The 13,054-nt window shown below is 64.2% G+C and carries 11 protein-coding genes; 3 read left to right on the top strand and 8 right to left on the bottom strand.

Translation table 11 applies throughout. The annotated features are described in order from the left end of the window. Positions 1–128: 128 nt before the first annotated feature. The 6 genes from FJ974_RS06170 to tkt all read right to left on the bottom strand — a co-directional run bounded on the left by FJ974_RS06170 (position 129) and on the right by tkt (position 9,993). Positions 129–1,154, bottom strand: coding sequence for a class I fructose-bisphosphate aldolase (locus FJ974_RS06170; protein ID WP_140533861.1), 1,026 nt, complete (start codon positions 1,152–1,154; stop codon positions 129–131). A 270-nt stretch (positions 1,155–1,424) separates the two neighbouring features. Next, positions 1,425–2,621, bottom strand: a complete 1,197-nt coding sequence (locus FJ974_RS06165; protein WP_140533860.1) for a phosphoglycerate kinase — start codon at positions 2,619–2,621, stop codon at positions 1,425–1,427. A 102-nt stretch (positions 2,622–2,723) separates the two neighbouring features. Beyond that, entirely contained in the window at positions 2,724–4,613 is a 1,890-nt protein-coding gene (locus tag FJ974_RS06160; protein ID WP_140533859.1) for a potassium/proton antiporter, read from the bottom strand. 363 nt (positions 4,614–4,976) lie between these two features. Next, entirely contained in the window at positions 4,977–6,356 is a 1,380-nt protein-coding gene (gene ltrA / locus FJ974_RS06155) for a group II intron reverse transcriptase/maturase (RefSeq protein WP_226891292.1), read from the bottom strand. Positions 6,357–6,835: 479 nt separating this feature from the next. Beyond that, positions 6,836–7,846, bottom strand: a complete 1,011-nt coding sequence (gap, locus tag FJ974_RS06150; RefSeq protein WP_140536174.1) for a type I glyceraldehyde-3-phosphate dehydrogenase — start codon at positions 7,844–7,846, stop codon at positions 6,836–6,838. 155 nt (positions 7,847–8,001) lie between these two features. Beyond that, positions 8,002–9,993, bottom strand: a complete 1,992-nt coding sequence (gene tkt, locus FJ974_RS06145) for a transketolase (RefSeq protein WP_140536171.1) — start codon at positions 9,991–9,993, stop codon at positions 8,002–8,004. 258 nt (positions 9,994–10,251) lie between these two features. Between tkt and FJ974_RS06140 the strand changes: the two genes are divergently transcribed. The 3 genes from FJ974_RS06140 (at position 10,252) to FJ974_RS06130 (ending at position 11,741) form a co-directional block, all read left to right on the top strand. Further along, entirely contained in the window at positions 10,252–10,524 is a 273-nt protein-coding gene (locus FJ974_RS06140; RefSeq protein WP_040973690.1) for a DUF4164 domain-containing protein, read from the top strand. 4 nt (positions 10,525–10,528) lie between these two features. Next, complete coding sequence (locus tag FJ974_RS06135; RefSeq protein ID WP_140536167.1) at positions 10,529–10,894, top strand: cell division protein ZapA; 366 nt, start codon at positions 10,529–10,531, stop codon at positions 10,892–10,894. Between the two features lie 187 nt (positions 10,895–11,081). Continuing rightward, the gene (locus tag FJ974_RS06130; protein WP_140536164.1) at positions 11,082–11,741 is read left to right on the top strand and encodes a peroxiredoxin; all 660 of its coding nucleotides are present in this window, start codon (positions 11,082–11,084) and stop codon (positions 11,739–11,741) included. 203 nt (positions 11,742–11,944) lie between these two features. Here the strand turns inward: FJ974_RS06130 and rpmF are convergent, their stop codons facing one another. After that, on the bottom strand, positions 11,945–12,127 hold the full coding sequence (gene rpmF, locus FJ974_RS06125; protein ID WP_006203806.1) for a 50S ribosomal protein L32: 183 nt from the start codon (positions 12,125–12,127) through the stop codon (positions 11,945–11,947). A 153-nt stretch (positions 12,128–12,280) separates the two neighbouring features. Then, positions 12,281–12,988, bottom strand: coding sequence for a transglycosylase domain-containing protein (locus tag FJ974_RS06120; protein ID WP_140536185.1), 708 nt, complete (start codon positions 12,986–12,988; stop codon positions 12,281–12,283). Positions 12,989–13,054: the final 66 nt, after the last annotated feature.

The following is a 13,054-nucleotide window of genomic DNA, read 5'->3' as shown; positions in this document are numbered from 1 at the left end:
TCGGCATCGGCGCGATCCGACATGACCGGCGCAATTTTTCGACGGGGCATCACAGGTGGGAACGGCGGCCGCGAAAAGCAAAGCCCGGGCACAGGCCCGGGCTCAGAGATTCGCGAATTACTGTAGGATCAGGCGGCCTTTTCCAGCGCCGGCTGCCATTTCCCGAGCGCCGCCAGATGGTTCATATGGGCGCGATGGGTGAAGGCGGCCTGGCCGGCGGCAACGTTGGAAGCCTTGCCGCTCCAGGCCTTCTGCGGCGCCGCCTGCAGGGCGCGGCCAAAGGAGAAGGTCAGCTTCCACGGATGCGGGCCGATGGCGTTGATGGCGTTGAGGTTGGCAGTCGCTTCCTCGTCCTCCTGGCCGCCGGAGAGGAAGGCGATGCCCGGCACCGCTGCCGGCACGGTCTCGCGAAACAGCTTTATCGTCTTCTCGGCGATTTCCTCAGGCGCGTCGGTCCTGCCCGATTTCTTGCCGGAGATGACCATGTTCGGCTTGAGGATCGAGCCTTCGAGCACGACGCGCGCCGCGTGGAGCTCTTCATAAAGCTTCGTCAGCGTCGCCCTGGTAACGTCATAGCAGGTGTCGATGGAATGCGCGCCGTCCATCAGCACTTCCGGCTCGACGATCGGCACGATGCCGGCCTCCTGGCAAAGCGCGGCATAGCGGGCCAGCGCATGGGTGTTCGAGCTGATCGAATTGGCCGAAGGCACGCCCTTGCCGGTGTCGATATCGATCACCGCGCGCCATTTGGCAAAGCGGGCGCCGAGCTTGTAATAGTCCGCCAGCCGCTCGCGCAGGCCGTCGAGGCCCTCGGTGATGGTGTCGCCGGGAAAGCCGGCGAGCGGCTTGGCGCCGGCATCGACCTTGATGCCCGGAATGGCGCCGGCGGCCTTGATGATATCGACCAGCGGCGTGCCGTCGGCGGCCTTCTGGCGGATGGTCTCGTCATAGAGGATGACGCCGGAGATATACTTGCTCATCGCCTCCTTGGTGCGGAACATCATCTCGCGATAATCGCGCCGGTTGTCGGCGGTCGATTCGACGCCGATGACATCGAAGCGCTTCTTGATGGTGCCGGAGCTTTCATCGGCGGCCAGCAGGCCCTTGCCGTCGGCCACTATCGCGGCGGCAATGTCTTCGAGACGTTCGCTCATGATTGATCCTCCTGGAAATGGCAGGTTCGCGCCTGGCGGAAGTCTAGCGCCAAAGGAACGGCGCCGGAAAGCGTGAAATCGATTGAAACCAGCGCTCGCCGGGTATTGTCGTTTGTTTTTTTGGCTGCACTTCTGCAGTGCCAGGCGTTGCCGCCTGACGGCAAAATGTTAAGCAGGTTCCGCAAAAGTGTCTCGCGGTTTGCGATAAGAACCTGCGGCAAACAAAGGAATCTTAAGCAGGCATTCGTGGGACAACCCATGAATGCCTGCTTAGTGCTTCAGCACCTCGACGCCGGGCAGCGGCTTGCCTTCCATCCATTCCAGGAAGGCGCCGCCGGCGGTCGAGACATAGGTGAAGTCGTCGGCGACGCCGGCATGATTGAGCGCCGCCACCGTGTCGCCGCCGCCGGCGACCGAGACCAGCTTGCCTTCCCTGGTGCGGGCGGCCGCGTGCTTTGCCGCCGCGACCGTCGCATGATCGAACGGCGCGATCTCGAAGGCGCCGAGCGGACCGTTCCAGACAAGCGTCGCGGCGCGGTCGATCCAGTCGGCTACGGATTGCACGGTCTTCTCGCCGATATCGAGGATCATGCCGCCGGCCGGCACCTCCGATATGGCGACTGTCTCGCAAGGTGCGCCGGCCTTGAATTCTTTCGCCACGATGCCGTCGACGGGAAGGATGATGGCGCAGCCCGCTTCGGCCGCCTCGATCATGATCTGCTTGGCGGTGGGGGCGAGGTCATGCTCGCACAGCGACTTGCCGACATCGGTGCCGCGCGCGGCCAGGAAGGTGTTGGCCATGCCACCGCCGATAACCAGCGCGTCGACCTTCCTCACTAGGTTCATCAGAAGGTCGATCTTGGTCGAGACCTTGGCGCCGCCGACGATGGCGACCACGGGCCGCACCGGATTGCCGAGGCCCTTTTCCAGCGCATCCAACTCGGCCTGCATGGTGCGGCCGGCATAGGCCGGCAGCCGGTGCGCCAGGCCTTCGGTCGACGCGTGCGCGCGGTGCGCAGCGGAAAAGGCGTCATTGACATAGATGTCGCCATTGGCGGCGAGCTTTTCGGTGAAAGCCGGCTCGTTCTTCTCTTCGGCCTTGTGGAAGCGGGTGTTTTCCAGAAGCAGGACATCGCCGTCCTTCATGGCCGCGACAGCCTCCGCCGCTTTGTCGCCGATGCAATCGGAGGCGAAGCGGACCGGGCGGCCGAGCACTTGCGCCGTCGCGCGGGCGATCGGCTCCAGCGAAAATTCGGCCGACGGGCCGTCCTTGGGACGGCCGAAATGCGCGAGCAGGATTACCTTGGCGCCCTTGCCGGAAAGTTCGGCGATTGTCGGCGCGATGCGCTCGATGCGGGTGGCGTCGGTCACCTTGCCGTCGGCGACGGGAACGTTGAGGTCGACGCGCACCAGAACGCGCTTGCCGCTGACGGCGCCGATATCGTCGAGTGTCCTGAAGCCGGCCATGGTCGTTCCTTTCTGCGAAAACGCCGGGACCTTACCCTCCACGAGAGACGATGCAAGGCCTGCGTGAAAGCGCGCGCGCAAAAATGATGTAAGCGTGTAAGATCAGCTTTCGCTGGTTGCCTTTTGTCCAGCCGGCTCGGCTGGCGCGTTTTCCTGCGGATGAGCTTCGCCGATTGGCGCCTTTGCCGGTTTGCGCCAATCGCGGACAAAGGCCGCGATGCGGTCGCCGATCTCGCCGGCGCTCAGGAAGACCGGGACGCGCGCCACCGGCGCGGTCGGCTCGAAGGACAGGCCAAGTCCGGTGATCCTGCCCTTGTCGTCGACATCGCGCACGATCAATTCGATCGGGCCGATGTCGACGCGGTCGGCATATTCGGCGTGACCGCCGAGCCGCGCCGTCACCAGGGCGCCGACAGTAAGCTTCCGTTCAGCTTCGGTGAGGCCAGGCGCATAGGCGGCTTCCAGCTCCTCGGCCGAGCGGGACGGATCGACGGCGAAGGCGCCGAAGAAATCGGCATCCTCGGGATCGACCACCGCGCGGCTGGCGAACAATTTGTCGAGCAGGCGCGGGTAGCGGTCGGGCACGAAGATGTAGACGTGGTCGCCGGCCGCCAGCCTGCCCATGTCCTGGAATCGCATCGAACGGCCGTCGCGCAGCACCAGCGAGGGCCGCGCCCAGCGCGGAATGCGCTCGCCGCGCGCCACCGGGCTGCCAGGCGCGACGCGATAAGCCAGCAGCTCATGATGGGCCGAGCCCGGCAATTCGAGCTCGACCTTGTCGAGCGGCCCCAGGCGAGGCGGCACGATCAGGCCGAGGCGGCGCGCCAGAGGTCCGACCGTCCAGCCTTGCACCACCAGCGACACCAGCACGATGATGAAAGCGGTGTTGAAGATCAGGCGGCCGTTTTCCAGTCCGCCGAGCAGCGGGGTTATGGCGAGCAGGATCGAGACGGCGCCGCGCAGGCCGACCCAGGAGACGAAGGCGATCTCTGGGCGCGGCAGCCGGAACGGGATCAGGCAAAGCCAGACGGCGAGCGGCCGCGCGACGAAGATCAGGAACAGGCCAAGCAGGATCGCCGGCACCAGTATGGCCGGGAATTGTGACGGCGTGGCGAACAGGCCGAGGATAAGGAACATGATGATCTGCGCCAGCCACGACATGCCGTCCTGGAAGCGCTTCAGGATGGTGACGGCGCGGATATCGGAGTTGCCGGCGACCAAGCCGGCGAGATAAACGGCGAGGAAGCCCGAGCCGCCGATGGCGCCAGCGGCGGCGAACACCATCAGCGACAAGGTGAGCACGAAGATCGGCAGCAGGCCGTGGTCGAGGTTGAGCCTCTCGACCAGGCGCACGATGGCGAGGCCGCCGAGCACGCCGATGACGGCGCCAAGCCCCATATTGGCGAGGAAGCCGAGCACCAGATTCGTCGCCAGCACGTTGGCCTCGGGATTTGCGTGCGCGGCAATGATCTCGACCAAAGTGATGGTGAGGAAGATGGCGATCGGATCGTTGGTGCCGGACTCCACCTCGAGCGTCGCGCGCACGCGCTCGCGCAGATTGATCTCGCCGGCGCGCAGCAGGAAGAACACCGCCGCCGCATCGGTCGAGGCGACAGCCGCGCCGAGCAGCGCGGATTCCAGCCAGCTGAGGTTGAGCAGGTAGTAAGCTGCCGCGGCGAAGATGCCGGTGGTCAGGATGACGCCGACAGTCGCCAGCGACAGCGCCGGACCGGCCGCCTGGCGCAACGCATTGAGCGGCGTGCCGAAACCGGAATCGAAGAGGATGATCGCCAGAGCCAGTGAGCCGGCAAAATAAGCCAGGCGCGCATTGTCGAATTCGATGCCGAGCCCGTCGGTGCCGGTGGCAAGCCCGATGCAAAGGAACAGGAGAAGTAAAGGGGCGCCGAAACGGAAGGCGATCAGGCTCGAAAACGCGGCGGCAACGACAAGCGCGGTGCCGACCAGCGTTACAAGATAGATCGCATGCTCCATCCCAAATTGCCCCTCAAATCCGCGTCCCTCCCGCTTTACGGCAGAGTGGGGCGAAGACATGACCAGTGCAAGGCGGCAGCATGGTTTTTTGCCCGACTCTCGTCATCCTAGGGCGTAGCAGGAGCGAAGCTCCGTCGCGAAGACCCTAGGATCCATTCCGTGACGGTAGCCAAGGAGTGCTACGTAACAGAATTCTGCACCCTCGCAACGCTCGAAGGTTACGGCATGGATCCTGGGGTCTGCGCGCGTCGCTACGCTCCTTGCTCCGCCCCAGGATGACGAAATCGGGATAGGGGGAAGCCTCGCGGCTCCTCCCCTCCCACACCACCCTGCGTACGGGTCCGTACAGGGCGGTTCGATTGGTTATGCGGTCTTGGCGGGTTCGATGGAAGCGAGGCCGATGCTTGCGAGGAAAGCATTTGGCAGGGCAATGGCGAGCGCGGGACTGTTGCTGATGCGCCAGGGACCGTGCGCACTGCCGGCGGTTTGTGCCGCCAGCTCGCGCCCGACACCCCGGCGCCGCAGCTCCGCGAAGCGGGTGCGCCCGCGCGTCCACTGTTTCCATGCGATGGATCGCAGCCTTCGCCTGATCCACCGGTCGAGGTCGCGCAGCACCGACGGGGTTTCGCAAAAGCCGAAGTAGCCGCGCCATCCTTTCAGATAGGTCGACAGCTCCTTGGCTATCAGCACGAGGCTTGCGCCCCGCGTCCGCATCGTCAGCACCCGCACGCGCTCCTTGAACCGGGCGACCGCCTCAGGCGCGATCCGACGCCTTGGCGTCTTCTCGTCCGTGAAGCTGAAGCCGAGGAACTTGCGCCGGTGCGACGGGGCGACCGCGCTCTTGTGCGTGTTGACCTTCAGCTTCAGACGCCTGTCGAGGAAGCGTTCGACGCTGGCCATCACCCGTTCACCCGCCCGCACACTGCGCACATAGATGTTGCAGTCGTCGGCGTAACGCACGAAGCAATGCTTGCGTCGCTCCAGTTCCTTGTCGAGTTCGTCCAGCATCAGATTCGACAGCAGCGGCGAGAGCGGGCCGCCTTGCGGCGTTCCCTCATCGATTGGGCCGACCAGCCCGCCTTCGAGCACTCCCGAGGTCAGAAAGCCCCGGATCAGACGAAGGAGGCGCGGATCGGATACCCGCTTGGCCACCAGCCCCATCAGGATGTCGTGGTTGACCCGGTCGAAGAACTTCTCCAGGTCGATGTCCACCACGATGCGGTGGCCCGACGCGATGAACGCTTGCGCCGCGGCAACCGCCTGATGTGCCGAGCGTGCGGGTCGGAACCCGTAGCTCGACGCGCTGAACCCGTCATCCCATGCGTCCTGCAGCTCCTGCATCACCGCCTGCTGGATAAAGCGGTCGAGCACTGTCGGGATGCCGAGCGGACGGGTGCCGCCGGACGCCTTCGGGATTTCGACGCGCCGCACCGGTTGCGGCTTGTAGGAGCCTTCGAGCAATTGGGCACGAAGTTCGGGCCAGTGGTCTTTCAGATGCAGCGCCAAGGCCTCGACACTCATGCCGTCGATCCCCGGCGCTCCCTTGTTGCGCCGGACCTGCGCCAGCGCCTTCCTCAGATTGTCGCGCTCGACAATCGCTTCCATGCACGGTCCGGCCATCGCCGCCGGGCTTTCGGAGGCGGCGTTCGCCGCACGGGCTTCGGTCCCTGCCCCAGAGCGGTCGCGGGCTTCACCCGCTCCCATCTCGGAGAAGGCCAGCTCAAGCTGGGTTTTCCGCCGCATGGCCAATGCGAGAACTCCGTCCTACTCGTCCTTCCAACCGTTCGAGCCTTCGCCTCCGGGCAAGCCCGGCGGCTACTATGCCCTCTGCTGACTTTCTGCGCCGCGATCGGCACGCCTCACGGCGGGCTCAGTCCGGAATTCCGGACACGGCGCAGATCTCCCGAGGTAAGATCGACCGCCTTCCCCGCACACCCGCCGGATTTACCACCCCGGCCCTTGATGACCATGGACTTCGCGGTCACGTGCCCGCTCGTCCGGCCGGGTAGGCCTCATATCCGGTTCTTGTCCATCGGGTCGCGGGTTTGCTCCACGCTTCCTTCAGACCCCGCCTCACGACGACGCCCTTGCGCTTCGCTAACCCTTCGCCGTCATCAGGCTGGGTAGAGGACTCACACCTCCAAGCTGTCGATCATGCTCGGCACACACCGAAAACGCCCGGCCGAAGCCGGGCGTGATCGAAAGCGACAACAAACGGGCGATCAGGCGATGGTCTTGCCGAAGGCGACGGCGGTGTCGGCCATGCGGTTGGAGAAGCCCCACTCATTGTCGTACCAGGACAGCACCGAAACGAAGTTGCCGTCCATGACCTTGGTCTGGTCGAGCGCCGCGATCGAGGAATGCGGATCGTGGTTAAAGTCGATCGAGACATTCGGGTGACGGGTGACCGACAGGATACCTTTCAGCTTGCCGTTGGAGGCGGCGATCAGCGCTTCGTTGATTTCCTGAACGGTGGTCGCACGCTTGGCGATGAACTTGAGATCGACAACCGAGACGTTCGGGGTCGGCACGCGGATCGAGATGCCGTCGAGCTTGCCCTTGAGGTCGGGCAGCACGAGGCCGATGGCCTTGGCCGCACCGGTCGAGGTCGGGATCTGCGACAGCGCCGCGGCGCGGCCGCGGTAGAGATCCTTGTGCATGGTGTCCAGCGTCGGCTGGTCGCCGGTATAGGAGTGGATCGTCGTCATCATGCCCTTCTCGATGCCGACGGCTTCGTGCAGGACGGCGGCCAGAGGCGCCAGGCAGTTCGTCGTGCAGGACGCGTTCGAGATGACGATGTGGTCCTTGCTCAGCTTGTCGTGATTGATGCCGTAGACGACGGTCAAGTCGGCGCCTTCGGCCGGCGCCGAGACCAGGACGCGCTTGGCACCGGCGGTCAGATGCGCGGCCGCCTTGTCGCGGGCGGTGAAGATGCCGGTGCATTCAAGCGCGATGTCGACACCGAGCTCCTTCCACGGCAATTGGGTCGGGTCCTTGATCGCGGTGACCTTGAACTTCTCCTTGCCGACCGAGATTTGGTCGCCGTCAACGGTCACCTCATGCGGGAAGCGGCCATGCACGCTGTCGAAGCGCAAGAGATGCGCGTTGGTCTCGACCGGGCCGAGATCGTTGACGGCGACCACGTCGATGTCCTTGCGGCCGGATTCATGGATGGCGCGCAGGATGTTGCGGCCGATACGGCCAAATCCGTTGATGGCAACTCTGACGGTCATTGTTTCTCTCCCTGGGAGCTGGGGCGGATGGGGTCCGCGTCTTCATAGCGGCGGACGGCGCAAGAATCCAGCCGCAGAAGCCTTAATTTAAATCGATTAGGTTAGTCCAGCACGGTGAAATCGCCTCCCGCGACCTCACCGCACCGATCTGTTCCTTACTTGCCATGCAGGCGCGCTTCCACCGCCTTTGCCGCCGCATCTGCGGTGATGCCGAAATGCGGATAGAGCTGCTCGATCGAGCCGGAGGCGCCAAAACCGTGCATGCCGACGAAGATGCCGTCGGTGCCGATGAGGTGATCCCAGCCCTGGCGGATGCCGGCCTCGATGGCGACCTTGATCCCGGCATTGCCGATCGTCTTTTTGCGGTAATCCTCGCTCTGCTGGTCGAACAGCTCGAAGCAAGGCACCGAGACGACACGGGTCGGATGGCCGTGCTTTTCAAGCAGGTCACGGGCGCCGAGCGCGATCTCGACTTCGGAGCCGGTGGCGAAGATCGTCACCGCCGCCTCGCCGTTTGCTGCGGCGAGCTCATAGGCGCCTGAGGCACAGAGGTTCTGCTCGCGGTGCTCGGTGCGCACGGTCGGCAGGTTCTGGCGGGTCAGCGCCAGCGTCGAAGGCGTCTTTTCGGATTTGAGCGCCAGCTCCCAGCATTCCGCCGCTTCGACCGCGTCGGCCGGGCGGAAGACGTTGTGGTTGGGAATGGCGCGCAACGCCGCCAGATGCTCGACCGGCTGGTGGGTCGGGCCGTCCTCGCCGAGGCCGATGGAGTCATGCGTCATGACGAAGATCGAGCGGATGCCCATCAGCGAGGCAAGCCGCATCGACGGGCGGGCATAGTCGGAGAAGCACAGGAACGTGCCGCCATAGGCGATCAGGCCGCCATGCAGCGTCAGGCCGTTGATGGCCGCCGCCATGCCGTGCTCGCGAATGCCGTAGTGGACATAGCGCTGGCCGTAGTCTTCCGGCGTGATGTTCTTGGTCTGGCTGGTTTTGGTGTTGTTGGAGCCGGTGAGGTCTGCCGAACCGCCGATGGTTTCCGGCACCGCGCCATTGATGACTTCCAGCGCCATCTCAGAGGATTTGCGGGTCGCGACCTTCGGCTTGTCCTGGCTGAGCTTCTTCTTGTACGCGCCGAGCACGGCGTCGAAATTGGCCGGCAACTGGCCGGCGATGCGGCGCTCGAACTCGCCTTTCAACTTGGCATCGGCCTTGGCCAGGCGTCCTTCCCAGTCTTCGCGCGCCTTGGCGCCGCTCTTGCCGGCAGCGCGCCAGGCGTCGAGGATGTCGGCCGGAATCTCGAAAGGCGGCGACTCCCAGTTGAAGAATTTCCGGGCGCCGGCGATCTCCTCGGCGCCGAGCGGCGAGCCATGCGCCTTGTTGGTGCCGGCCTTGGTCGGGGCGCCGAAGCCGATGGTCGTCTTGCAGGCGATCATCGTCGGCTTGTCGGAATGACGCGCCGTCTCGATGGCATAGGCGATCGCCTCGGGATCTGTGCCGTCGATGTGGCTGGCGTTCCAGCCGCAGGCCTGGAAGCGGGCGACCTGGTCGGTGTTGTCGGCAAGCGAGACCGGACCGTCGATCGAGATGTTGTTGTTGTCCCAGAAGAGGATCAGCTTGTTGAGCTTCAGATGTCCGGCAAGCGCGATGGCTTCGTGAGAAATGCCTTCCATCAGGCAGCCGTCGCCGGCCAGCACATAGGTGAAGTGGTTGACGAGATCGTTGCCGAACGCGGCGTTCATGATGCGCTCGCCGAGCGCGAAGCCGACCGAGTTGCCGAGACCCTGGCCGAGCGGGCCGGTGGTCGTCTCGATGCCGGCGGCGTGGCCGTATTCAGGGTGGCCAGCGGTCTTCGATCCGAGCTGGCGGAAATTCTTGATCTGCTCGATCGTCATGTCCTCGTAGCCGGTGAGGTAGAGCAGCGAATAGAGCAGCATCGAGCCATGGCCGGCCGACAGGATGAAGCGGTCGCGATCCGGCCAATGCGGCGCCTTGGCGTCGAATTTCAGGAAGCGGGTGAACAGCACCGTGGCGATGTCGGCGCAACCCATCGGCAGGCCGGGATGGCCGGAATTTGCCTTCTCGACGGCATCCATGGCGAGAAAACGGATTGCATTGGCCATCCGGTCATGTTGTTCGCGCGAAGTCATGCTTCCTCCGGGGTGGAATTGGGGGCTTGGGACTGCCTTGGAAAGGATAGGCGAGACATAGCAGGCGCGGCCTTTTAGTCAACAAATCGGTCGGCTTTTGCCGGGCTTGTGATGGGGTCGGGCGCTTTACATTAGCGTTAGCGGGGGACAGTCGCGAGAGCTTTATTGACGCGTGCTTCACCCGGCGCCTAATGTTTCCGACATAACGCGTTCTGAACGCGAGCGATTCGGTGATGGGCAGGGCATAGGACAAGGGCCATGACCGGGGAAACGACCCTCAAGGAAGTCATCGCCAGGCTGGGCAAGGCCATGGAAGGGCTCGAAAACGCCGTCGCGGCGCGGCTCGAGCACGAGCGCGATTATTCGGAAGCCGAGGCCGAGGTGCAGCGTATGAATGCCGACCGCTCGCGGCTGGCGCAGGAGCTCGACAATTCCGAAGCGCGTGCCGAACGGCTGGAAGACGCCAACAAGGAAGTGTCGCGCCGGCTGGTGACCGCCATGGAAACCATCCGCGCGGTACTGGACAGGTAGGCCAATGGCACAGGTCACGGTTTCCATCGACGGCAAGCAGTATCGCATGGCTTGCGACGAGGGCCAGGAAGAGCATTTGATCGACCTTGCCGAGCGCTTCGACCGCTATGTCGCGCATCTGAAAGATTCTTTCGGCGAAATCGGCGACCAGCGGCTGACCGTCATGGCCGGCATCATGGTGATGGATGAGCTTTCCGAGCTGACCAAGCGCGTCAAGGGCATGGAGAGCGAAGTGCTGACGCTGCGCAAGACGCGCGACGAGGCGCTGACCAAGGCCGACAAGAGCGACAGCGTGCTGACCACCGCGCTCGACGCGCTGGCGCAGCGCATGGAAGACCTGGCTTCGACGCTCATCGTCAAGAAAGCCTGAGCGGGCCCAACCTCCATTGCCGGCGGAAAATCCTGCCGCGAATTGCCGGCGGGCTCGAAAAATTTTCACCCGCCAAAGGCATGCCTGTCATCCGGAGCATTTAATCGCTGCCCTCACGGTGCTAGAACGCGTAGCGCCGGCCGGCAGACAGGCCGGTGGCATTTTCACAAAGGGTAGGGCCCACGTCATGAGTCTTCGTATCAACGATATCGCGCCGGATTTCACGGCCGAAACCACGCAAGGCACGATCAACTTCCACGAATGGATCGGCGACGGCTGGGCGGTGCTGTTCAGCCACCCGAAGAATTTCACGCCGGTCTGCACGACCGAGCTCGGCACCATGGCCGGGCTGGAAGGCGAATTCAAAAAGCGCAACGTCAAGATCATCGGCATTTCGGTCGATCCGGTGTCGAGCCACGACAAGTGGCAGGCCGACATCAAGACGGCCACCGGCCAGGTGGTGAACTATCCGCTGATCGGCGACAGGGAGCTCAAGGTCGCCAAGCTCTACGAGATGCTGCCGGCGGGTGCCGGCGAGAGCTCGGAAGGACGCACGCCGGCCGACAACGCCACCGTGCGCTCGGTCTATGTCATCGGCCCCGACAAGAAGATCAAGCTGGTGCTGACCTATCCGATGACCACCGGCCGCAACTTCGACGAGATCCTGCGCGTCATCGATTCCATCCAGCTGACGGCCAAGCACCAGGTGGCGACGCCGGCGAACTGGAAGCAGGGCGAGGATGTCATCATCACCGCCGCCGTCTCCAACGAGGATGCGATCAAGCGTTTCGGCGCCTATGAGACGGTGCTACCCTATCTCAGGAAGACCAAGCAGCCGGCGGCGTAAGGGGATTCCGCGAAGGAAGCAGTTCAGTGGGTTCAAAACTGAACCGCTTCAAGCCACCGAATAAAAAAGGCGGCACCGCGGTGCCGCCTCAGACGAGAAAACCCCGGCATTGCCGGGGTTTTGGTTTATCGGACCAGCTTTGAAGTGGCCCGCCCGTACCGGCCGGAGGCCGGTCTCCGATACGCACAAGCCGCGGAAGCTTCTCAGCTTTCCTTCGGCTCCAGAACCTGGCGGCCGCGATACATGCCGGTCTTCAGGTCGATATGGTGCGGGCGGCGCATTTCGCCGGAATTCTTGTCCTCGACATAGGTCGGGGCCTTGAGGGCGTCGGCCGAGCGGCGCATGCCGCGCTTCGACGGGGAGGTTTTTCTTTTTGGAACGGCCATGGATATGCTCCACTACATGGTCAAAATGCCTCGGCAACCCTCGCGAAAGGGCCGCATCGAGGCCATAATCTGAGAAAGTCGGGTGCCTATACACGCCTTGCGCCGTTTTGGCCAGCATCGCCGCGAATTTTTTTGAGCCGACGCCGCTTCACCCTAATCCAGGCAACCGACATAGGCGCCCGACCTGGCCGCGCGGCGTTCGATCAGCGACGCCAGCCGCCGCAGCCCCGGCCCCGGCTTGGCCGGATTGCGTGCGATCGGATTGGGCAGGCTGACGGCAAGCAGCGCCGCCTGCCGGCGCGACAATTGCCTGGCCGAGACGCCGAAATGGTGCCGGGCGGCGGCCTCGATGCCGTAGATGCCCGGACCCCATTCGGCGATGTTGAGATAGATCTCCATGATGCGGCGCTTCGACATCACTGCGTCGAAATAGACGGCAAGCGGCAGTTCGACCACCTTGCGCACGCTGCCTAGCGGCCGCGACCACAGAAAAAGGTTCTTCACCGTCTGCATCGTGATGGTCGAGGCGCCGCGCGTCGCTTCGCCGGCCAGCGCGTCGTCGACCACGCCGCGCAACTCGCCGAGATCGACGCCGCGATGGAAACAGAACTGCCCGTCCTCCGACATGATCACCGAATTGGCCAGCACCGGCGCCACGTCGTCGATCGAGACCCAGCGCCGGTCGTAACCGGAGAAGGTCAGCAGGTCCTTCAGCATCAGGGTCGACACCGGATGCACGAAGGACGGCAGATAAAGGAAGGTGAGCACGAGCGGGATCGCCGCCAGCACCAAGGCGGCGATCAGGATACGCCGGCCAAGGCGCTTGAGACCGGCGCGGTTCAGGCGCCGCGGCCGCGCCATGTCCAGCCCTTCGATTTCATGATCGACGATCGGTTCCGTCACGCCGCCCCACCCGTGCCTCGCGCC

It is taken from the genome of Mesorhizobium sp. B1-1-8, assembly GCF_006442795.2.
In the GTDB taxonomy this organism is placed as follows: domain Bacteria; phylum Pseudomonadota; class Alphaproteobacteria; order Rhizobiales; family Rhizobiaceae; genus Mesorhizobium.
This window is presented reverse-complemented; position numbering and strand designations above follow the sequence as displayed.

Bases quoted from the DNA above. Each gene is read 5' to 3' on its own strand.
- FJ974_RS06170 (WP_140533861.1), bottom strand. From the start codon at position 1,154: ATGAGCGAACGTCTCGAAGACATTGCCGCCGCGATAGTGGCCGACGGC.
- FJ974_RS06165 (WP_140533860.1), bottom strand. From the start codon at position 2,621: ATGGCCGGCTTCAGGACACTCGACGATATCGGCGCCGTCAGCGGCAAG.
- FJ974_RS06160 (WP_140533859.1), bottom strand. From the start codon at position 4,613: ATGGAGCATGCGATCTATCTTGTAACGCTGGTCGGCACCGCGCTTGTC.
- ltrA (WP_226891292.1), bottom strand. From the start codon at position 6,356: ATGCGGCGGAAAACCCAGCTTGAGCTGGCCTTCTCCGAGATGGGAGCG.
- gap (WP_140536174.1), bottom strand. From the start codon at position 7,846: ATGACCGTCAGAGTTGCCATCAACGGATTTGGCCGTATCGGCCGCAAC.
- tkt (WP_140536171.1), bottom strand. From the start codon at position 9,993: ATGACTTCGCGCGAACAACATGACCGGATGGCCAATGCAATCCGTTTT.
- FJ974_RS06140 (WP_040973690.1), top strand. From the start codon at position 10,252: ATGACCGGGGAAACGACCCTCAAGGAAGTCATCGCCAGGCTGGGCAAG.
- FJ974_RS06135 (WP_140536167.1), top strand. From the start codon at position 10,529: ATGGCACAGGTCACGGTTTCCATCGACGGCAAGCAGTATCGCATGGCT.
- FJ974_RS06130 (WP_140536164.1), top strand. From the start codon at position 11,082: ATGAGTCTTCGTATCAACGATATCGCGCCGGATTTCACGGCCGAAACC.
- rpmF (WP_006203806.1), bottom strand. From the start codon at position 12,127: ATGGCCGTTCCAAAAAGAAAAACCTCCCCGTCGAAGCGCGGCATGCGC.
- FJ974_RS06120 (WP_140536185.1), bottom strand. From the start codon at position 12,988: ATGGCGCGGCCGCGGCGCCTGAACCGCGCCGGTCTCAAGCGCCTTGGC.